This is a genomic window from Flavobacterium sp. GW821-FHT11G01 (assembly GCF_058808175.1).
Map to the genome: position 1 here is coordinate 294707 of NZ_JBXARK010000004.1, position 18927 is coordinate 313633.

Below are 18927 nucleotides of genomic sequence, written 5' to 3' on the forward strand. Positions count from 1 at the left end.
TAAAATATTCTCTACCTTTGTTATTGAAAGGTTTTACGATACCTTTCATCTTAAAATAAAAAATGTAAAGTATGCAAAACATTCCTAGTGTAGACTTACGTGATTTCCTTTCGGACGACCCGAAACGTAAACAAAAATTTGTAAATGAAATCGGCAGTGCATTTGAAAACATTGGCTTCGTAGCCCTAAAAGGTCATTTTTTAGATGACCAGTTAGTAGACGAGCTTTATAGCGAAATTAGAAAATTTTTCGCTTTGCCAGTAGAAACTAAGCATAATTATGAAATTCCCGGTATTGGCGGACAAAGAGGTTATGTATCTTTTGGAAAAGAGCATGCTAAAGGTCGCAAAGAGGGAGATTTGAAAGAATTTTGGCATTTTGGTCAGTATGTTGACAAAGATTCAAAATGGGCTTCAGAATATCCAGACAATGTTGAAGTTAAAGAATTACCACGTTTTAATGTTGTTGGTAAAGAAGCATATCAAATGCTTGAAAAAACAGGTATTTATGTGTTGAGAGCTTTGGCTTTGCATTTAGGATTAGACGAATTTTATTTTGATCAATATGCTAAAGAAGGAAACTCAATTTTAAGACCAATTCATTATCCTCCAATTACTTCTGAGCCAGAAAACGCGATTCGTGCAGCAGCTCATGGTGATATTAACCTGATTACACTTTTAATGGGTGCTCAGGGAAAAGGACTTCAGGTTCAAAATCATGATGGAGAATGGATTGATGCTATTGCAGCAGATGATGAGTTAGTGATAAATGTTGGTGATATGTTGTCAAGACATACCAATAACAAACTAAAATCAACTATTCACCAAGTTGTAAATCCACCAAGAGAATTATGGGGAACATCTCGTTATTCTGTGCCGTTTTTTATGCATCCGGTGAGCGATATGCGCTTAGATTGTTTAGAGAACTGTATTGATGCTGAAAATCCTAAGAAATTTGAAGACATCACAGCAGGTGATTATTTATACGAACGTTTAGTAGATTTAGGTTTAATTAAGAAATAATCTTTAATTTTACGAGAAGTATAAAAAGACATTGAGTTTACGCTTAATGTCTTTTTAATTTTAATAATAGAATAATGGACTTACAAGATCAATTAAAAAACTTATTTCCAGATCACATTGAATCAAATGAGCCTGAAGAAGTTCAGGAACAAGAGCATGTGTTGTATGTTCAAAAAGAGCCAATGATCTGCAAATTTGAAAAAAGAAAAGGAAAAGCAACCACTATAATCGAAGGTTATGAAGGATCTGATGAAGATTTTAAAATTCTGGCCAAAGAAATTAAAACCAAACTAAGTGTAGGCGGAACTTTTAAAGATGATTCGATCATCATTCAGGGAGATTATCGTGATAAAATCATGGCAATTTTAAAAGAAAAAGGCTTTAAAACAAAAAGAGTTGGAGGATAAATAAAGTTTTTTATTTTCATGTTTCAAGTTCTCCGTGAAAGAAAACCTTTGTCTCTTTGAATCTTTGCCACTTTGTACCTTTTACAAACATTAGCACCTCAAAAAAAATGATAAAAGAATCAGAATTAATACTAAATCCAGACGGAAGCGTTTACCACTTAAACCTTCGTCCTGAACATATTGCAAATGATATAATCTTTGTGGGAGATCAGAATCGAGTGGAAAAAATCACTCAGTTTTTTGATAAAATTGAATTTTCGACACAAAAAAGAGAGTTTAAAACGCAAACCGGAACTTATAAAGGAAAACGAATTTCTGTAATGTCTACCGGAATTGGTCCAGACAATATTGATATTGTTCTGAATGAATTAGATGCTTTGGTAAACATTGATTTGGAAACACGTCAGCCAAAAGAAAATTTGACTTCCCTGAATATTATCAGAATTGGAACTTCAGGTTCTTTGCATGCTGATATTCCAGTAGACAGTTTTGTAATGTCAAAATTTGGGCTTGGATTAGACAATATGCTCCGCTCCTATTTGATTGATGATGTTTCGCAGGATGCACTTGAGGATGCTTTTATAATGCATACCAATTGGGATATCCGAAAAGGAAGGCCGTATGCTATTCCGTGCTCTGAAACATTAGAAAAAATTATTGAATCTGATAAAATATTTAAAGGAATTACAGCAACTGCAGGTGGATTTTATGGTCCACAAGGGCGTGTATTGCGTTTGAATATTCAGGATGAAGAGTTAAACAATAAAATGGATAGTTTTGATTTTGACGATCATAAAATTACCAATTTAGAAATGGAAACAGCAGCTATTTATGGACTTTCTGCGCTTTTAGGTCATAATGCGTTATCTTTAAATGCAATTATTGCCAATCGTGCTTCAGGAACTTTTAGTGAAGATCCTTACAAAGCCGTGGACGCACTTATTGCTTATACATTGAATAAACTGGCTGGTAATTAATTAGAAAATTTATCAATTAGATAATTAGATAATTCATGAGAGATTCAATTCTTCAATTTGAGAAATTATTGGATGAAAATGTCAATTATTTTCCGACAATTGACTCATCTTTATTAGAAGAAAGGAAGCCTGGAAAATGGTCTAAAAAGGAAGTTTTAGGACATTTAATTGATTCTGCAATTCACAATTTAGTTCGTTTTACAGAAATCAATTATCTGGAAAAACCTTATCGACACAGACCTTATAATCAAATTGATTTAGTAAATTTAAATCAGTATCAGACTAAAGAGATTAATGAATTGACACAGTTGTGGTTTTCATTAAACAAACAAATCATAAGAATCATGAAATCAGTTGATGAGAAAACTTTAGATTATGAAATTATTTTAAATGATGATTCTGTCATTGATTTGAGATTTCTTATGACAGATTACGTTGAACATTTAGAACATCATATCAATCAAATTAGATCATAGATTATGTTTTTAAGAGTGGCCCGACACACAAATGATTTGGCAAGAATTGAAAATTTTTATGTTGATATTCTTGGTTTCGAAAAATTAGGCGGTTTTCAAAATCACAATAATTACGATGGTATTTTTATTGGGAAATCAGGTTTAGACTGGCATTTTGAATTTACCCAATCCGACTCAAAAGCCAAACATACTTTTGATGAAGAAGATGTTATTGTACTTTATCCGAAGACAATTTCAGATTACAATGAATTGGAAAATAAGCTCGTACGCAACAATATTTCAATAATAGCTGCAATTAACCCGTTTTGGAATGAAAATGGCAAAATGTTTCAGGATCCTGACGGATATCGAATTGTTATATCACCGTTAAAAGCAATAATTAGTGAAATTGATTAGATAATTAGTCAATTTGAAAATTAGATAATTATAAGCCATCGCTAAAAGTTATTTATTAGGATGTGCTTAAAAAGTATAAATAAAATAATGGCAGAAACGCATAAAAAAATCCTATTCAAATATTATAGTGATCTATTAGAAGATACGGTTGTAGAAACGATGTGGGCAGAAATTATCGATCTGGAAAAAGGATATTTTAGATTAGATAATATTCCGTTTTTTGGACCTTTAATCGCAACAGATGATATTTTCTTTGCAGAATTTGATCAAGATGAACAAAAATTGGTTTACAGAGAAACTATTGAAATTTCAGGAAACTCAATTGTTCAGGTTGTCATTTTAGAAAAAAGTTTTGACAAGGAAATTATTAGGGAGAAACTGAAAGAATTAAATTGTGAATCTGAAGGTATGAACGAGACTCTTTTTGCTGTTGAAATAACTCGGGAAGTGGATTATTCTGTTGTGAAAAATCTGCTAAATGAATATGTAGAACTTTCTGTAATAGATTTTGCAGAGCCTTGCCTTTCTGAAAAGCACAGAGCAGATTTATTAAAAAACTAAACAAACTTAAAATACGCATACCAAACAACTTAACTTAAACTTAAATTAATGAAAACTGTAAAAATTGTAGGTGTTCCCGAACACTTCAATTTGCCATGGCAACTATGCATTGAAAGTGGTGAATTTGAAGCAGAAAATATAGATTTGCAATGGACAAATATTCCTGAAGGTACAGGTAAAATGTGTCAGATGCTTCGTGATGGTGAAGCTGATATTGCCGTTATTTTGACAGAAGGAATTGTAAAAGATATTGTTGCAGGAAATCCGAGTAAAATTGTTCAGATTTATGTGCAATCTCCCTTAATTTGGGGAATTCACGTTGCCGCAAAATCAGATTTTCATTCTGTTAAAGACCTTGCAAATAAAAAAGTAGCGATTTCGAGATTAGGTTCAGGTTCTCAACTAATGGCATACGTAAATGCACATGAACAAGGCTGGGAAACAGATAATTTGCAATTTGAAATTATAAATACAATTGATGGAGCTGTCGAAGCTTTGACAAAAGGAACTGCCGATTATTTTATGTGGGAGCGTTTTATGACAAAACCTCTTGTTGATCAGGGAATTTTTAGACGTGTTGGCGACTGCCCTACTCCATGGCCTTCATTTGTGATTACAGTTCGCGATGAATTTTTGAGAAAGAATCCAAAAGTTGTCGAAAAAATCCTTGAAATCATCAATAAAACGACTCATGATTTTGCTCAAATTCCGGATATTGATAAAACTTTGGCCGATCTTTTTAATCAGAAAACAGAAGATATTCAGGAATGGCTGAAGTTAACACAATGGTCACAAAAACATTTAAACGAAAAAGCATTTGATAAAATTCAAAATCAATTATTTGATCTGGGAATTATTGATAAAAAAAGTACTTTTGTTGAAACGGTAAAAGCGCTGTAAAAACTGCTTTTAATTCTTATGATGAAATTCCCTAAAATCAACTTTCCGCAATTAAAATCCAAATTACAGGTGAAATCACCTTGGGATAGGATTATTATTATGCTGTTGAGTCTTTTGATTACTATTCCGGTTTTTATCATTCTGCATCAAAATTTAATCGATCTAAAATGGCCTTTTAATTTAGATCGGGTTTTTATTTTCATATTTGTTTTTGCAGCAATTTTCTTTTTTCTGATGTTGCTGCGAACGATTATTATTCTATGCATTGCCTTGTATTTATTGGTTTTGTTTTACGGAAGCGTTATTGGAAATTATGGATTCAATGAAATTTCTGAAGATTATAATTCGATGATTTATACCATGTCTGATAATCCTTATCCACAGGATATTATTGCGGCAAAATTGCTTCCGTTTCCCAATAAATCAAAGATTATTAATGCTATAGAATATCAAAACCCAAAGGTTCGCAATTTCGCTATCATGGCTACAACAAAGCATTTTAAAGGCGTTAAAGGATATTCAGATTACAGAACTATAATTCAGTGTTTTGCTGTCTTTAAAGAGATAAATGGGCGTTGGAATTATGTCAACGATCCAAAAGAAGGAGATTATATTGCGACTGCCAGCGAGTCGTTGGCATATTTTTCAGGAGATTGTGATGATCATTCTATTTTAATGGCTGCTGCAATACGTTCTATTGGAGGTACTCCACGACTTATTCATACAAAAGGGCATATTTACCCTGAAATCCTGATTGGTTCTTTAATTGATCTTGAAAAAGTCAATTATCTTATCAAAAATGTGCTTTTTGTAAAAGAAAGTTACGGTAAAAGAATTCATTATCATATTGATGATCGCGGTCAGGTTTGGATGAATCTGGACTATACCGCTACTTATCCTGGTGGCCCATTTTTATATGAAGAAATTCTGGGAGCTTTAACTCTTAATTAGTTTAATTACAATATCAAATTAGAATTGTATCAATATCATCTTACATTTCACAATTTACAAATTCACATTTTAGATTTTGCATATAACTGCCTCCCTAATTCCGCAAAAAAAGGAAGCGAGATAGTCTCGTATTCATAAACATTATCATTAAAAATACCGTCCTTATTGACAAGCATGGTAGCAGATAACAGAAACTCCACATTATTTTCTGAATCCTTGATATAGGCTGTTTCAGTCATAGTTCCGTATGCTTCTCCAATTTTATTGTAGATTTTTATATTATCCGGAATTTGATTTTTGGAATCTCCAAACATGAAAAATTTACAATAACTATCAAAATATTCTTTAGAATCGTAACCTGCATTTCGAGGTAAATTCTGCATAGAAAATAAAATAAATTCACGCTCTTTATCCGTAATTTTAAAACGTTGGTTTACATCAAAAGCTTCAGGAAATACAATTCTTTTTAACGTATTATGTAGTGTTTCTAATGGATAATAATTTTTTCTGTCGAAATTAAAAGGCTCATCTATAAGCTTCCCATCTTTCATAAAACCAATTCCTTTTTTAAGATTATTAAGAATTAAAGGAGGACTTTTTTCGTTTAATTTGGACGGAAAAACTTCAATGGTTCCATCATTTTTATAAAGCGTTACAGACTTTACAAGAGGGTTTGCAGGTTCAGAACCAGAAAGGCGATGATTAATTTTAAATGGTTCTAATCCTTTCTCTTGCATCTTTTGATTGATATAATCAAAACCGGTAAACTCAAATAAATTACTACTGGCAACATTGTCGCTTACGGCAAAAACTTTAGTAATTTCGTCTGCCAATTTTAATTTTTCAGCGCTGCCTTCGATTGTAAAAGTGCTATTAATTGATGTATTTTCAATAGTATTTAATTTTTCTAGTGACAGAATTGCAATAGGTAATTTTATCGTGCTGGCAGGATAATAATAATTTGAAGCATTTGCATGATACATATAATCTTTAAAAGAAATTTTACCGTTTTCTCTTATTATTTTAGTGTATATAATTTGTAGTTCATATTGCTCAGGTTTTTTCATGACGTCTTTTATTTTTGCATCATTTGAACTTAAAACCTGCTCCAAAACATTTTTTTGAGAGCTACAACTTAAAAATAAAAAAGAAATCAAAAATAAAATGTGTTTTTTTGAAACTGACATAGTATAACTTAAAAAATGAATCTCAAATATAGAAATTGAAAACTATTTAATATCTAATAAAATTTCATTTTTTATAGATTATTCATCTTCAATACGTTACCGATAACAGCATTTTCAAGCTTTTTTAATTTTTTGGAGGAAAAAAATTATAAATACTTGATCCTAAATATTTTAATTATATTTTTTTTTTGTAACTTTTCATGTTTAATTTTTAATCTCAAAACCATGAAAAAATCTAAATTATTTATCTTCGGAATTGCATTGCTGACATTATTAATGATTTCATGCCATAGTAAAAGAAATAAATTGGTAAATTCCTGGAAAATAACAGCTGTTGAAACTAATAAAGTAACACTTTCTGATTCAGCAAAACATGTTATTTTAACATCTGGAAACCTAACGTTCACAGAAGATGGGCATGTAACGGGATTCTTGCTCCAGCCAATTACAAATGGTACTTATGCATTGACAAAAGGAGGGAAAAGTTTAATTATTAAAGACGAAACTGGTACACCGTTTCCAAGCGAAAGCACTATAACAGATGATGAACTGATATTAAAATTAAAAGAAGTAAAAATTACACTTAAGAAAATATAAATTCATTCAAAAGCAATTTAAAATAACATACCATAAAAATACAATTAACTCCTGATAAACTTAGTTATTAGGAGTTTTTTATGTTTATAAACCATTCATTTTATTGTAAATTTGGGCGGAATCAGTTTAAATGAAAAAATGCTTCAAATCGTCGAAAAAAATAGAAACCACATAGCCGATTTACAAAGAATATTTCTGGAAGTGCGCCAAAAAACATTTTACTGGCTGGATACTCAGCATTATAATCTTAGTGATTTTGATCGTGAAACAGAGGGAGAATTTGTTCTGGTAGCTGTTTTTAATGATAGAGTTGTCGGATTTATTTCGTTATGGCTTCCGGGCAATTTTATTCATCATTTTTATATAGATGCTGAATATCAGCAACATAAAATTGGAACAAATTTACTAGAAGAAGCTATTCAAATAATGAAAACTCCTATCACATTAAAATGTTTGGTAAAGAATACCAGAGCTATTGAATTTTATAAAAAAAGAGGTTTTCTTGCCGTAGATAAAGGTGTCTCAGATCACGGTGAATATTTTTCTTTTGTGCTCCATATAAAATAATGTCAAGACATTAAATAAATAATTAAAACGCCGCAAAATTAGTTTTCTGCGGCGTTTTAATTATTTATTTTATTTCAGACAACCCTCTCGTTAGCCAGCCTCTTTTATTGGCTGTGACGATAGCATAAGGCGTAATCCAGAATAAACTGAAAGTGTAAAAAATGCTATATGAATATGCCCAGAAAGCCTCAGATAAACTATATCTTTTTGCATAAAATAGTACAGAGAAACTCGAAACAATTAAAATGCTTAAAAGTGTAGAACTAAAAAATAAAATTGGATGTATCGCTATAAAAAACAGCATAAATAACAAGAATGGATAGGCCATAACAATCTTTAGCGATTGATTTAAAAATAAAAGACGGGCACCAAATTTAGATTCATTTCTAAAATCTTTAAAAACATATTGCGCCATCATGATATTCTCACGCACATTACTTCTTCCCCATCTGATGAACATTTTATACAAACCAACGTATTCTTCCGGAACATTTGTAAGTACTACAGCATTTCTTTGGAACAAAACATGCAATCCTTGTTTCAAAATCATATTGGTCATAGCGCGGTCTTCACCAATGTCTGAAGGTTGTCCCATAAAAGTCTGATCAATCCATTCTGACAGACAATTAAAGACAGCATCACGTCTGTACGCCGCTGCAGCGCCAGGAGTACAAAGAACTGAACCTAACATACTTTCAGCAGAACGCATGAATTCAAAACTCATTACGAAACTCACATTTAGCATTTTAGGCAATAAAGCTTTTTTATTATTCAAAACGTGAACATTTCCTGCAACTGCACCACATTTTTTATCAACAACAAACGGACTTACAAGATTTCTTAAAGTATCTTTTTTTACAATTGAATCACTATCAACTGTTACAAAAATTTCTCCTGTACCAAGTTCAAATCCGCGATGTAAAGCATGACGTTTTCCTTTATTTTCTGGTTGTTGGTATATTGATAAACGATCTCCTAATCTAATTTTAGCTTGTTGCATCCAGTACCAGGTATCGTCTTTACTTCCATCATCAATAGCAAGAATTTGTAGTTTTTGCTCCGGAAAATCACTTTCTGCTAAGCTTAATAAAGTTTCCCAAACCAATTTTCCTTCATTGTATGCCGGTACAATTACAGTACAGGTTGGCAATAAATCATCTGCAACAGATTCAATTGGTTTATATTTAAAATACAGGTATAAATTATATAAAAATGAACCAGTTTGAAAAAAGAATAAAGCTCCTGTTATAATTAAAAAAGGCAGTCCCCATGTAGAATTTATTCTGTCTATGTGAAACTGATCAAAATCTGATTGTAACTTATAAACTAAAAAAGAACCTGCAAGCATTAATGCAAAAGTGCCAATAAGCACAATAAAACTTAATGGATTTGCGTTTTTCTTAAAATCTTTATGTGAAGATTGGTTCTTAATATTAAAAATGGAGCTGCTAATTGGAAGTTCATTTTTATTGCTAATATTGTTTGAAGTGTAAAATTGTTCCTGAATAATTGTTTCGCTTTTCATAATGGGCAATTGCTGTTTCTTAATGGCTTTTATTAAATTGGCATTCCTTTTGAATATTAATTAATCGTCAAAAAATGATAAAAAATATTTATTCGAAGAAATTGACTATATCCCATTTTACAAGCCTTATGCCATTATCATTTAAAATTGACAATGAGTTGATTAGAGATTTTAAGCTGAAATTGCAGTGTATAAAGATTATACACTTGTGAAAAGTTTATACTAAAAACTCCAAAAAAAAAAGCCTCCAAATTCATTGATTTTGGAGGCTTATCATTTAGAAATTACTTGACGTTATTATTTTTATCTTTTAAAATTTTCCCTTCCTTAGTAAATTCAAGGTCAATATCATTTGTTAAGTCAACGTCGAGATCTTTATGTCCATAATCGATATGGGTTATTTTTTCATTTGGATAATTTTTTGAAACATAATCTTTGACAGATGCAGGAATGAATCCAGTAGGAATTGGTTTATCATCTCCGTCTACTTCGCGATAGGAGCCGTCTTTCCAGAACTCTACTTCCGTTCCGTCTTTCAGTATGACTTCGTACCCTTTTTCACCATGCTCAGCATCTTTCTTGGCAATGTCAACAGTTGTATTGCTAAAGTATTTTTGCAGAAATTCTTGTGCAGGTTTAGGTAATTCTGTAGTTTCAATCTTTTTTTGTGCTTTCGCCGATATTACAAAACCTAGTAATAAAACGACTATTAGGATTCTATTTTTCATGGTTTTTATATTTAAAATTATCGTAAATGGCTAATTTACAATAAGTAAAAAAGTATTCAAACCAATTTAAGAAAGCTTTAATTTTTTAAGAAGCACTTTTTATCTATTTTTATTCTTTTAAATAATAGTTTTAAATCGAGAATGGTAATAGAAAAGGCGCTAAGTAGCGATCATCAAATTTTGACAGAAATCACTAAAAAATCAAAGGCTTATTGGGGATATTCTGCTGAACAAATCGAAATCTGGTCAGAATTTTTAACAGTTACTCCGGTTTATATCGATAAAAATCCGGTTTATAAATTAGCCGTTGAAAATCAAATTGTGGGCTATTATTCTTTCTTAAATCAAGATGAGAAGACTGTAAAACTGGATAATTTATTTGTTTTACCAGAATTCATTGGAAAAGGATTTGGTGGAAAATTAATGGAACACTTTCTCTTTTCTTTGAGTAAAACTAACATTAACAAAATTATACTACATTCAGAACCAAATGCAGAGCAATTTTATGCTAAATTAGGATTCATGAAAACAGGGCAAATTGAAACTTCTATAAAAGACAGATATATGCCGATAATGGAATTAGAATTAAACCTATAGAATTATAGAAAGACAAGTTTTTTTTCGGACTCTCTTTAATAATAAATAAACAAATTATATGAAACTGATAGTAACTTTTTTAATCCTGCTTTTAGGCCTGAATGGTTTTGCACAAGAATTACCAAGCCCTTATAACTCTGGTTATGAATTTCCTATTGGCGCAAAATTTACCATTAAATTAAATACAGAAGATCCAAAAAACATCACCTACTCCATCATTAAATTTGAACCTTTTACTGAGATAATTAATACTTTTGAAAACCAGGATTTATTTGAAAAGAATGGTGAAGAAGGAACAATCGACTTTTATTTTTGCATAGGAACTCATGGAGAAAGTGAAAAGGAAAAAAATAAAAACATGCAAGTGCTATTGACTTTTAAAAACAGAACAAAATTTTCTTTGAAATACATTTCAGAAATTCAGCGTGTTGAAGAAGGCGATTTTAAAGAAACATCAAATATGGGGGCTTATCCTGGTGCTACAGGAAATGAAATGTGGCCTTACATGATTAATATGATACGGTTAAGAGATTTTGAAATCTCTAATAAATAATTTAAAAGATCTGTAAAATGGCAACAGTAACTTTCCCAACAACTCCTGACTGCGAAATTGTTAGTTCGAGAATTATAAACTTTTCTCAGGAACTTGTTTTTAAGGCATGGACAGATCCAAATCATCTTAAAAAATGGTGGGGACCAAAAGGATTTACCAACACCTTTGAAGAGTTTGATCTTAGGCCGGGCGGTAGATGGAAATTTATAATGCACGCTCCGGATAAAGGAAATTTTCAAAATGAATGTGAATTTGTGAAAATTGAAAAACCAACTGAAATTGCCTGGATTCGGATTTCTAAACCCTTATTCAACATAGTTGCTACTTTTGAAAAAATAGCAGATGATAAAACAAAACTCGTTTTCAGAATGGTTTTTAATACTGCCGAAGAATGCGCGAAACTTAGACCCTATGTGGTAGATAAAAATGAAGAGAATTTTGATCGGCTTGAAAATGAGTTAACTAAAATAACATTATAAATTAAAAGTCATTATTTGTCAAATGGCAAATAATCAAAAAATAACTTTGATTAACTTGCAGTATGAAAGAATTTATAGAATATATACTGCAATTTGGGAACTTAAATCAACAGCAACTAGATTTAATTTCAAAAAAGGCAACAGAAAAAATCCTTCTGAAAGACGAATATTTTTCTGAAGCAGGAAAAATTGCCCAGGAAGTTGGTTTTACTTTAGAAGGCATTATAAGAGTTTGTTACTACAACAATAAAGGCGAAGAAATTACCAAATATTTTATTGATGAAAACAATCTGGTAGTTGATTTGGAAAGTTTTAACAATGACATTTGTTCAAATGCTTATGTACAAGCCATAACAGACTGCAAAATGTTGGTTTTTTCCAAGAAAGACTGGAAAGAACTATTAGATACGATCATTCCGTGGGAAGCCATTGTAAACAAAATCACTTCAAGGGCATTGATACAAAAAATAGAAAGAAGAAGTCCGTTGGTTTCAGAAGATGCAACGACACGTTATTTGATGTTTCTGAAGATTTATCCTAATGTTGTCAATCGTATTCCACTTTCTTATATCGCTTCTTATTTGGGAATTACACAATCTTCGTTGAGCCGCATTAGAAAAAATATTCGCTAAATTGCTTTTTGCCAAATGGCAAATGATTTCATTTTTAATTGAAGCAACTTTGCTTCAACAATTTAAAACAATAAAAAATGAAAATAGTATTAATTACCGGAGCTAATAGAAGCATTGGATTAGAAATAACAAAACAGCTTTCAAAAAAAGGATTATTCGTTTATTTAGGAACACGTAATCTTGAAAAAGGAAATACAGTTGTGCAGGAATTAAAAAAAGAAGGATTTGATAATATCAAAGCAATTGAAATAGATGTTACAAAACCTGTTTCTATAGAAGCTGCACGTAAAACAATTGAAAATGAACAAAGAAAATTAGACATTCTGATAAACAATGCAGGAATCAGCGGAGAATTTCCTCAAAATGCTTCAAATACATCAATTTCAGCTATTCAGCAGGTGTTTGATACCAACTTTTTTGGAGTAATTAGTGTTACTCAGGCATTTTTAGAATTGCTTAAAAAATCAGAAAGCCCAAGGATCAGCAATATTACTTCTGGTCTTGGTTCTTTGACGCTGCATAGTGACCCGAGCTGGAAATATTATGATTTTAAATCAGCTAGTTACGGAACTTCAAAAGCAGCTTTAAATGCCTATACCATTGTATTGGCTCATGAATTGAGAAATTTGCCATTCAAAGTAAATGCCATCGATCCTGGTTATACAGCAACAGATTTTAATCACCACAACGGTCCCGGAACAGTCGAAAGTGCTGCAACTTTTATTATTAAACATACAGTAACAGATGAAAATGGACCAACAGGAATGTTTTTCAGCAATGATATAGAAGATGAAAGCGGAGTTAGCCCCTGGTAAAAAATAATTAAAATTTATTTGTAAAAAAAAACTCCATTAGCCGCGGCGAATGGAGTTTTTGTACTATAATAAATCAAGCAAATTACGTGTCCCAACATAACGTTCGCTCGTAAGTCCTTCAGCGTATTTTACGTTAATTGCCCTGCCAAAAATTTGATTTGTGCTTTCAATTTGTTTTAGTAAATTCATTATACCATTTGCCTTATTATCATTGGCAGTAACAAACTGAGAATTATAAGCCTTAATTACTTCTGTTTTTCGATCAAAAAAATCGCTAATATCAACTACAACATTTGGTTCAATAAATTGATCCTGAATATAGTGATATACAACTTCCGGATGCCATTTTTCCTGAGATTTTCCTTCATCATCAAAAGTTTCAATTTTCTTTAATCCAGCTAAAAAAGAAGCTTCTGAAACTAACGCTGCTGCTTTGTGATGATCCGGATGACGATCCCGGACAGCATTTGCCAAAACAATTTTTGGACGGTATTTTCTAATAAGATGAATTATTTTTAAACGGTTTTCGTGGGTGTTTTCTATATTTCCATCTTTTAAATCTAATTGAATCCGATCAAACAGTTTGAGTATTTTTGAAGCTGCCATTGCTTCTTTTTTTCGTGAATGTTCATCGCCAAAAGTGCCAAGTTCTCCCCTGCTCAAATCAACAATTGCAACTTTTCCTTCATTTGCTGTTACACTTAAAATAATGCCTGAAACTGCACACTCTACATCATCAGGATGTGCACCAAAAGCCAAAATATCAATATTCATATTTACTTATTATTTGATAATTTCAATTCGAGTTCTTTTACTTTATTTTCCAGATCATTGATGTATTTTTTTTGAGGTACTAAAGCTTCTTCAATTTCCTCTGTTGTATAACGTGGTGTAATATGCTGTGGGCAATTCCAGTCGTAAGCCTGAATTTCAAAAATCATCATTCGTTCGGGACGGAATTTATAATCTTCAGGTTTTAAAGAATCGTATAAGGCTTCGTGGTCTTTCAGTTCTACAATTTTTGCCTTTGCATAGATTTTTAATCTGGCTCTTTGCGGATACGAAACCATAATAAGAGCTACCTTTTCATTTTTCGTAATATTACCCGTGGATATGTATTGTCTGTTGCCTGAAAAATCAACAATGCCAATCGTTTTATCATCTAATACTTTTATAAATCCTGCCGGTCCGCCACGATGCTGAATGTAAGGATATTCATTTTCTCCAAAACTGGCCATATAAAAACTATCCCTATCACCAATGAACCTAATTTCATTTTCTGTCAATCCATCCACAACCGACATTTTTTCCATTCGGTCATAAGCACTTCTGCTCCCCACCTCTTCCTGCATTTTTTTTATGGTATCCGTAAATGCTAATTGCGCGTAATTCATAATTGATATTTTGGATTTTTATACCTTACTTCTAAAGATTTTTTGAATCTTATAATTCCTGAATTTGTCTGATCATTTGGTTGGTGAAACCCCATTCATTATCATACCAGGCCATTACTTTTACCAAATCGCCATCAACAACACGGGTCATTTCTAAATCGACGGTGGCAGCAAAAGGGCTTTTTATAATATCTGTAGAAACAAGAGGTTCATCTGTAACGGCAACTACTTTATGATAACGCTCTGTTTTTGCTTCTTCTATCAAAACCGAATTAATTTCTTCAACAGTTGTTGGTTTTTCGGTCACAAAAGTAATGTCAGATATTGAACCAACAGCAACTGGAACTCTTACAGCAACACCATCAAATTTTCCTAAATACTGAGGCAAAGCTTTTGTTGTTGCAATTGCGGCACCCGTTGCAGCTGGCGCTAAATTAATTCCTGCTGTTCGGCCCATTCTTGGCTCTCTTTTAGACGGCGCATCAACCAATGTCTGAGATGCTGTGTAAGCATGAGTTGTATTTAAGATGGCTTTTTTAATACCGATTCGTCGTCCTAAAATTTCAATAATCGGACTTATATTATTGGTGGTACAGCTTGCGCATGAAAAAACAGCAACTTTGCCATCTTCGGTGTTTACGCCATGAACTACTGTTGGTGTATCTTTCGTTGGTCCGGATATAACAACAAATTTAGACCCTGCGGTCAAATGTTTTTCTGCATCTGCTTTATTGGTAAAAAAACCTGTACTTTCTATTACTACATCAACTTGCAACTCTTTCCAAGGCAATTCTGCAGGATCTTTTATTGCGGTATATTTTATTTTGCGATCATCAATCAATATAAAATCGCCTTCAAAACTTACTTTCTTGTTGTACTTGCCGTAAATACTATCGTATTTTAATAAGTAAACGGCATTTTCAATTGTCATTAAATCATTAATTCCTACCACTTCTAAATCTGGAGTATCCAAAATTATTTTTAGTGATGATCTTCCAATTCTACCAAAACCATTAATTGCTATTTTTTTCATGTTGTTTGATTTTAATTATAATAAGACATTACAAAGTTCAAATTATTTCTGTCGTTAGGGGTTGACAGATTTTCCCGAAGAATTGGCAATTTTTCCTTAATGTGAAAAAAGACATCAACTCATTTTAATGCTAATTGGGAAGCTTTATAAATGTACAACTTTAATAATCAGGAAAGTAGTTAGTTTTTGTTATAAAATAATTAAATCCTGCAAATTGAAAAAATCAGCTTGCAGGATTTACAATTAAGAATTTTAAATGAACAATTATTTGCTCACTTTACGCGAAAGGAAATCTCCAATAATTGCTGCAATTTCATTTCCGTTACTTTCCAATGCAAAATGTCCTGCATCAAAAAGATGATATTCCAGATTTTTAATGTCTTTTTTGAAAGCCTCTGCTCCTGATTCTGGAAAAATATAATCATTTTTGCCATAAACGATCAACATTTCCGGATTGTAAGTTCTAAAGTATTCCTGCCATTTAGGATATAAGGTTACATTATTTTGATAATCGTAAAACATCGCTAACTGAATTTCATTATTTTCAGGACGTTCTAAATGTCTTAAATCAATTTCCCAGTTATCAGGTGAAACTCCACTTGGATCAGGAATTCCGTGTGTGTATTGCCACTTAAGCAATTCTGGCTGATGAAAAGTAGCAAGTGTTTTTTCTGCTTCTTTATCGTTTATATTATTCCAGTAAGCTCTAATCGGAGTCCAGAATTCTTCAAGTCCTTCTTCATATGCGCATCCGTTTTGAACAATAAGACTGTCAATTTTCGTTGGATTTTGGCTTGCAATTCTAAAACCAACCGGAGCACCATAATCCATTAAGTAAAGACTAAATTTATTGATTTCTAATTCTTCAAGAAGTGTATGAACAATTTTTGCATAATTGTCAAAAGTATATTCAAATTCAGACATTGGAGGTTGCTCGCTTCTTCCGTATCCAGGATAATCAGGAGCAATTAGATGATAACGATCAGACAGATCCTGAATAAGATTTCTGTACATATGAGAAGAGCTCGGATAACCATGCAAAAGAACTAAAGTTGGTTTGCTTCTATCTCCTGCCTCTCTGTAAAAAATTTCAACTCCGTTGATTTTTCTTGTTTTGTAAATTGTTTTCATTTTGTGATTTATAAATTGTTACTCTTTTGTTTGTCTCTTTGACATTGCAAAATTGAATCAATTTACAAAGGCAGTTATAGGCACATTTTCCCGAAAGTTTGGCAATTTTCCTAAATAAATAATATAACAATTGAATATAATAAAGCTGTTGGTAAATTTTAAAAGTCTTGTTCAATCTATAATGCCATAGATATTATGTATTAAAATTATTTATAGCCAACAGCTTATAATAATTATATTTACATCTTATAACCACTACAGATTTCACATGATTTATAAAGGAACTTCGCACCAATTTTTATTATTGACAGAGATTAATGCTGAAAATAAAGATCTGGTATTTGGAGCGAAAGACACTGAATTGACATTGCTTTGGAATACAGGTTCTGAGATGAATATTTCTGTTGATAAAGTCAAATATCAATTATCTCAAAATGAAATTATTTTTTTGACGGAATTCCATCAAATTGATAATTTAGAAGTTGAAAGTGCCAAAATGTTAAGATTCAATCAAAACTTTTATTGCATCATTAATAATGATAATGAAGTTGGAAGCAAAGGACTTTTATTTTATGGAGCAATGGGAATTCCGATAGTTTCGATTTCAGAAGCCCATCTTCAAAGCTTCAAAACGACCTGGGATATTTTATTATCTGAAATGGATGCCAAAGACAATTTACAGATTGACATGTTACAATCGATGCTAAAACGTGTGCTGATTTTATGCGCAAGAAGCCTGATGTTGACAACAAATTATGTTAAACTTGAAAATAGTCAGGCCGACATTATAAGAGAATTTAATTACCTTGTTGAAGGACATTTTGCCAAACATCATGATGTTGCCTTTTATGCTTCAAAACTCAATAAATCTCCAAAAACCTTATCAAATCTTTTTGCTGTTTTTTCTGAAAGGCCACCTTTAAGTATTATTCATGATCGTATTATGATTCATGCAAGAAAGCAAATTGCTTATACACAATTGTCCATAAAAGAAATTGCTTACGATCTTGGTTATGAAGATTTACAAAGCTTCAGCAGATTTTTTAAAAATAAAGAAGGGATTTCTCCGGCTCAATTCAGGGAAAAAGTAAATTGATTTAGTTAATACTGTTGAATTAATTATCCTCAATAAAGATATTTCTTATATTCACAAAAGTAAATTTATCAGAATTAAAAACAACTGTTTCAAAACTAGTTAAACATGAAAAAACTATTTCTTTTTGCCCTTATAATAATTACTCACTCCTTTTATGGACAAGATAAAGTTGTCAAAAAGCCTGAATATGTAATTATCGTTAATAATGAGATTGTCTCAATGGAAACAGTTGAAAAATATGGCGCCGATGGCTATGTTAAATCAATGACCAAAGGAGTTTCAGAAAAGGAAAGAAATGAATTAGCTAATAAGTTTGGAGATAAAATTGGAGATAAGGAATTTATAATTTTAGTTGGGATTTACACGGAACAGGAAAAAATTGAAAAAGATAAAAACATCAATTCTCAACCAGCAGAAAGTAAAAGTGTAGTTAAGGCTGATAAAAAAGAATATATTTTAAATGTAAACGACAAGGCAAAAGATTTTACTTTAAAACTAATTGATGGAAAAGAAATAAAACTTTCTGATTTAAAAGGGAAAGTTGTTTTGGTGAATTTCTGGGCAACCTGGTGCGCGCCTTGTTTAATGGAGTTTTATGATATTCCAGCAAAAATAATCGAACCGTTTAAAAAAGATGATTTTGTGTTTTTAGCAATTTCTAGTGGAGAAACGAAAGAAAAAGTTTTAAATAAAGTTACCAAATTAAGAAAAGACGGAATTGATTTTAATTATGGCGTTGACTCTGATAGCAAAATATGGAATGAATACGCAACAGCTTCTATTCCTAAAAACTTTTTAATAGACAAAAATGGAGTTATAAAATTTGTAGCAACAGGAAATGCTCCGGGTAATTTAGAGAATATAGCAGCTGAAATAAGAAAATTGCTGGCTAAATAAATAGTA

The 18927-nt window shown here is 31.6% G+C and carries 24 protein-coding genes; 17 read left to right on the forward strand and 7 right to left on the reverse strand.

Translation table 11 applies throughout. The features are described from left to right. Window positions 1–71 precede the first annotated feature (71 nt). The 8 genes from AC1RRN_RS10075 to AC1RRN_RS10110 all read left to right on the forward strand — a co-directional run bounded on the left by AC1RRN_RS10075 (window position 72) and on the right by AC1RRN_RS10110 (window position 5690). On the forward strand, window positions 72–1022 hold the full coding sequence (locus AC1RRN_RS10075; protein ID WP_492967174.1) for an isopenicillin N synthase family dioxygenase: 951 nt from the start codon (window positions 72–74) through the stop codon (window positions 1020–1022). A gap of 74 nt (window positions 1023–1096) precedes the next feature. After that, the gene (locus AC1RRN_RS10080) at window positions 1097–1429 is read left to right on the forward strand and encodes a translation initiation factor (RefSeq protein WP_059115351.1); all 333 of its coding nucleotides are present in this window, start codon (window positions 1097–1099) and stop codon (window positions 1427–1429) included. Window positions 1430–1536: 107 nt separating this feature from the next. Continuing rightward, the gene (locus tag AC1RRN_RS10085) at window positions 1537–2406 is read left to right on the forward strand and encodes a nucleoside phosphorylase (RefSeq protein WP_492967175.1); all 870 of its coding nucleotides are present in this window, start codon (window positions 1537–1539) and stop codon (window positions 2404–2406) included. Window positions 2407–2441: 35 nt separating this feature from the next. Beyond that, window positions 2442–2882 carry a DinB family protein gene (locus tag AC1RRN_RS10090; RefSeq protein ID WP_492967176.1) on the forward strand — a complete coding sequence of 147 codons (441 nt, stop codon included), beginning with the start codon at window positions 2442–2444 and terminating at the stop codon, window positions 2880–2882. Window positions 2883–2885: 3 nt separating this feature from the next. After that, a complete protein-coding gene (locus tag AC1RRN_RS10095; protein WP_492967177.1) occupies window positions 2886–3278 on the forward strand; it encodes a VOC family protein in 393 nt (130 codons plus the stop codon). Between the two features lie 87 nt (window positions 3279–3365). Beyond that, on the forward strand, window positions 3366–3839 hold the full coding sequence (locus AC1RRN_RS10100) for a DUF4265 domain-containing protein (protein WP_492967178.1): 474 nt from the start codon (window positions 3366–3368) through the stop codon (window positions 3837–3839). Between the two features lie 48 nt (window positions 3840–3887). Then, the gene (locus AC1RRN_RS10105) at window positions 3888–4739 is read left to right on the forward strand and encodes a substrate-binding domain-containing protein (RefSeq protein ID WP_492967179.1); all 852 of its coding nucleotides are present in this window, start codon (window positions 3888–3890) and stop codon (window positions 4737–4739) included. A gap of 18 nt (window positions 4740–4757) precedes the next feature. Continuing rightward, window positions 4758–5690, forward strand: a complete 933-nt coding sequence (locus tag AC1RRN_RS10110; RefSeq protein ID WP_492967180.1) for a transglutaminase-like domain-containing protein — start codon at window positions 4758–4760, stop codon at window positions 5688–5690. 62 nt (window positions 5691–5752) lie between these two features. On the opposite strand, the gene AC1RRN_RS10115 is transcribed toward AC1RRN_RS10110, so the two are convergent. Then, complete coding sequence (locus tag AC1RRN_RS10115) at window positions 5753–6877, reverse strand: serine hydrolase (RefSeq protein WP_492967181.1); 1125 nt, start codon at window positions 6875–6877, stop codon at window positions 5753–5755. Window positions 6878–7102: 225 nt separating this feature from the next. Here AC1RRN_RS10115 and AC1RRN_RS10120 point away from each other — a divergent pair, with 225 nt between their 5' ends. Further along, entirely contained in the window at window positions 7103–7474 is a 372-nt protein-coding gene (locus tag AC1RRN_RS10120) for a hypothetical protein (RefSeq protein WP_492967182.1), read from the forward strand. Between the two features lie 138 nt (window positions 7475–7612). Further along, window positions 7613–8041, forward strand: coding sequence for a GNAT family N-acetyltransferase (locus tag AC1RRN_RS10125; RefSeq protein WP_492967183.1), 429 nt, complete (start codon window positions 7613–7615; stop codon window positions 8039–8041). 64 nt (window positions 8042–8105) lie between these two features. Here the strand turns inward: AC1RRN_RS10125 and AC1RRN_RS10130 are convergent, their stop codons facing one another. Further along, window positions 8106–9566 carry a glycosyltransferase family 2 protein gene (locus AC1RRN_RS10130; RefSeq protein WP_492967184.1) on the reverse strand — a complete coding sequence of 487 codons (1461 nt, stop codon included), beginning with the start codon at window positions 9564–9566 and terminating at the stop codon, window positions 8106–8108. A 284-nt stretch (window positions 9567–9850) separates the two neighbouring features. Continuing rightward, window positions 9851–10294, reverse strand: a complete 444-nt coding sequence (locus AC1RRN_RS10135; RefSeq protein ID WP_492967185.1) for a PepSY-like domain-containing protein — start codon at window positions 10292–10294, stop codon at window positions 9851–9853. A 141-nt stretch (window positions 10295–10435) separates the two neighbouring features. Between AC1RRN_RS10135 and AC1RRN_RS10140 the strand changes: the two genes are divergently transcribed. The 5 genes from AC1RRN_RS10140 to AC1RRN_RS10160 all read left to right on the forward strand — a co-directional run bounded on the left by AC1RRN_RS10140 (window position 10436) and on the right by AC1RRN_RS10160 (window position 13370). Beyond that, the gene (locus tag AC1RRN_RS10140; protein ID WP_492967186.1) at window positions 10436–10891 is read left to right on the forward strand and encodes a GNAT family N-acetyltransferase; all 456 of its coding nucleotides are present in this window, start codon (window positions 10436–10438) and stop codon (window positions 10889–10891) included. Between the two features lie 58 nt (window positions 10892–10949). Continuing rightward, entirely contained in the window at window positions 10950–11444 is a 495-nt protein-coding gene (locus AC1RRN_RS10145; protein WP_492967187.1) for a hypothetical protein, read from the forward strand. 17 nt (window positions 11445–11461) lie between these two features. Continuing rightward, window positions 11462–11923, forward strand: a complete 462-nt coding sequence (locus AC1RRN_RS10150) for an SRPBCC family protein (RefSeq protein WP_492967188.1) — start codon at window positions 11462–11464, stop codon at window positions 11921–11923. Window positions 11924–11985: 62 nt separating this feature from the next. Then, the gene (locus AC1RRN_RS10155; RefSeq protein ID WP_492967189.1) at window positions 11986–12555 is read left to right on the forward strand and encodes a Crp/Fnr family transcriptional regulator; all 570 of its coding nucleotides are present in this window, start codon (window positions 11986–11988) and stop codon (window positions 12553–12555) included. 77 nt (window positions 12556–12632) lie between these two features. After that, window positions 12633–13370, forward strand: coding sequence for an SDR family NAD(P)-dependent oxidoreductase (locus AC1RRN_RS10160; protein ID WP_492967190.1), 738 nt, complete (start codon window positions 12633–12635; stop codon window positions 13368–13370). A 63-nt stretch (window positions 13371–13433) separates the two neighbouring features. Here the strand turns inward: AC1RRN_RS10160 and bshB1 are convergent, their stop codons facing one another. The 4 genes from bshB1 to AC1RRN_RS10180 all read right to left on the reverse strand — a co-directional run bounded on the left by bshB1 (window position 13434) and on the right by AC1RRN_RS10180 (window position 16928). Continuing rightward, window positions 13434–14144 carry a bacillithiol biosynthesis deacetylase BshB1 gene (gene bshB1 / locus AC1RRN_RS10165; RefSeq protein WP_492967191.1) on the reverse strand — a complete coding sequence of 237 codons (711 nt, stop codon included), beginning with the start codon at window positions 14142–14144 and terminating at the stop codon, window positions 13434–13436. Between the two features lie 2 nt (window positions 14145–14146). Continuing rightward, window positions 14147–14764 carry a pyridoxamine 5'-phosphate oxidase family protein gene (locus AC1RRN_RS10170; RefSeq protein WP_492967192.1) on the reverse strand — a complete coding sequence of 206 codons (618 nt, stop codon included), beginning with the start codon at window positions 14762–14764 and terminating at the stop codon, window positions 14147–14149. Window positions 14765–14813: 49 nt separating this feature from the next. Next, window positions 14814–15797, reverse strand: coding sequence for a type I glyceraldehyde-3-phosphate dehydrogenase (locus tag AC1RRN_RS10175; RefSeq protein ID WP_492967193.1), 984 nt, complete (start codon window positions 15795–15797; stop codon window positions 14814–14816). Between the two features lie 264 nt (window positions 15798–16061). Further along, window positions 16062–16928, reverse strand: coding sequence for an alpha/beta fold hydrolase (locus tag AC1RRN_RS10180; protein WP_492967194.1), 867 nt, complete (start codon window positions 16926–16928; stop codon window positions 16062–16064). A gap of 268 nt (window positions 16929–17196) precedes the next feature. Between AC1RRN_RS10180 and AC1RRN_RS10185 the strand changes: the two genes are divergently transcribed. Together AC1RRN_RS10185 and AC1RRN_RS10190 are read left to right on the forward strand one after the other, a co-directional pair. Next, window positions 17197–18024, forward strand: a complete 828-nt coding sequence (locus AC1RRN_RS10185; RefSeq protein WP_492967195.1) for a helix-turn-helix domain-containing protein — start codon at window positions 17197–17199, stop codon at window positions 18022–18024. Window positions 18025–18129: 105 nt separating this feature from the next. Continuing rightward, window positions 18130–18921: a TlpA family protein disulfide reductase gene (locus tag AC1RRN_RS10190; protein WP_492967196.1), complete on the forward strand. Its 792-nt coding sequence runs from the start codon at window positions 18130–18132 to the stop codon at window positions 18919–18921. Window positions 18922–18927: the final 6 nt, after the last annotated feature.

Coding starts and splice junctions, on each gene's coding strand:
- AC1RRN_RS10150 (WP_492967188.1), top strand. CDS start 11,462: ATGGCAACAGTAACTTTCCCAACAACTCCTGACTGCGAAATTGTTAGT.
- AC1RRN_RS10155 (WP_492967189.1), top strand. CDS start 11,986: ATGAAAGAATTTATAGAATATATACTGCAATTTGGGAACTTAAATCAA.
- AC1RRN_RS10170 (WP_492967192.1), bottom strand. CDS start 14,764: ATGAATTACGCGCAATTAGCATTTACGGATACCATAAAAAAAATGCAG.
- bshB1 (WP_492967191.1), bottom strand. CDS start 14,144: ATGAATATTGATATTTTGGCTTTTGGTGCACATCCTGATGATGTAGAG.
- AC1RRN_RS10085 (WP_492967175.1), top strand. CDS start 1,537: ATGATAAAAGAATCAGAATTAATACTAAATCCAGACGGAAGCGTTTAC.
- AC1RRN_RS10095 (WP_492967177.1), top strand. CDS start 2,886: ATGTTTTTAAGAGTGGCCCGACACACAAATGATTTGGCAAGAATTGAA.
- AC1RRN_RS10090 (WP_492967176.1), top strand. CDS start 2,442: ATGAGAGATTCAATTCTTCAATTTGAGAAATTATTGGATGAAAATGTC.
- AC1RRN_RS10120 (WP_492967182.1), top strand. CDS start 7,103: ATGAAAAAATCTAAATTATTTATCTTCGGAATTGCATTGCTGACATTA.
- AC1RRN_RS10105 (WP_492967179.1), top strand. CDS start 3,888: ATGAAAACTGTAAAAATTGTAGGTGTTCCCGAACACTTCAATTTGCCA.
- AC1RRN_RS10115 (WP_492967181.1), bottom strand. CDS start 6,877: ATGTCAGTTTCAAAAAAACACATTTTATTTTTGATTTCTTTTTTATTT.
- AC1RRN_RS10080 (WP_059115351.1), top strand. CDS start 1,097: ATGGACTTACAAGATCAATTAAAAAACTTATTTCCAGATCACATTGAA.
- AC1RRN_RS10130 (WP_492967184.1), bottom strand. CDS start 9,566: ATGAAAAGCGAAACAATTATTCAGGAACAATTTTACACTTCAAACAAT.
- AC1RRN_RS10180 (WP_492967194.1), bottom strand. CDS start 16,928: ATGAAAACAATTTACAAAACAAGAAAAATCAACGGAGTTGAAATTTTT.
- AC1RRN_RS10185 (WP_492967195.1), top strand. CDS start 17,197: ATGATTTATAAAGGAACTTCGCACCAATTTTTATTATTGACAGAGATT.
- AC1RRN_RS10100 (WP_492967178.1), top strand. CDS start 3,366: ATGGCAGAAACGCATAAAAAAATCCTATTCAAATATTATAGTGATCTA.
- AC1RRN_RS10125 (WP_492967183.1), top strand. CDS start 7,613: ATGCTTCAAATCGTCGAAAAAAATAGAAACCACATAGCCGATTTACAA.
- AC1RRN_RS10190 (WP_492967196.1), top strand. CDS start 18,130: ATGAAAAAACTATTTCTTTTTGCCCTTATAATAATTACTCACTCCTTT.
- AC1RRN_RS10160 (WP_492967190.1), top strand. CDS start 12,633: ATGAAAATAGTATTAATTACCGGAGCTAATAGAAGCATTGGATTAGAA.
- AC1RRN_RS10175 (WP_492967193.1), bottom strand. CDS start 15,797: ATGAAAAAAATAGCAATTAATGGTTTTGGTAGAATTGGAAGATCATCA.
- AC1RRN_RS10075 (WP_492967174.1), top strand. CDS start 72: ATGCAAAACATTCCTAGTGTAGACTTACGTGATTTCCTTTCGGACGAC.
- AC1RRN_RS10135 (WP_492967185.1), bottom strand. CDS start 10,294: ATGAAAAATAGAATCCTAATAGTCGTTTTATTACTAGGTTTTGTAATA.
- AC1RRN_RS10145 (WP_492967187.1), top strand. CDS start 10,950: ATGAAACTGATAGTAACTTTTTTAATCCTGCTTTTAGGCCTGAATGGT.
- AC1RRN_RS10110 (WP_492967180.1), top strand. CDS start 4,758: ATGATGAAATTCCCTAAAATCAACTTTCCGCAATTAAAATCCAAATTA.
- AC1RRN_RS10140 (WP_492967186.1), top strand. CDS start 10,436: ATGGTAATAGAAAAGGCGCTAAGTAGCGATCATCAAATTTTGACAGAA.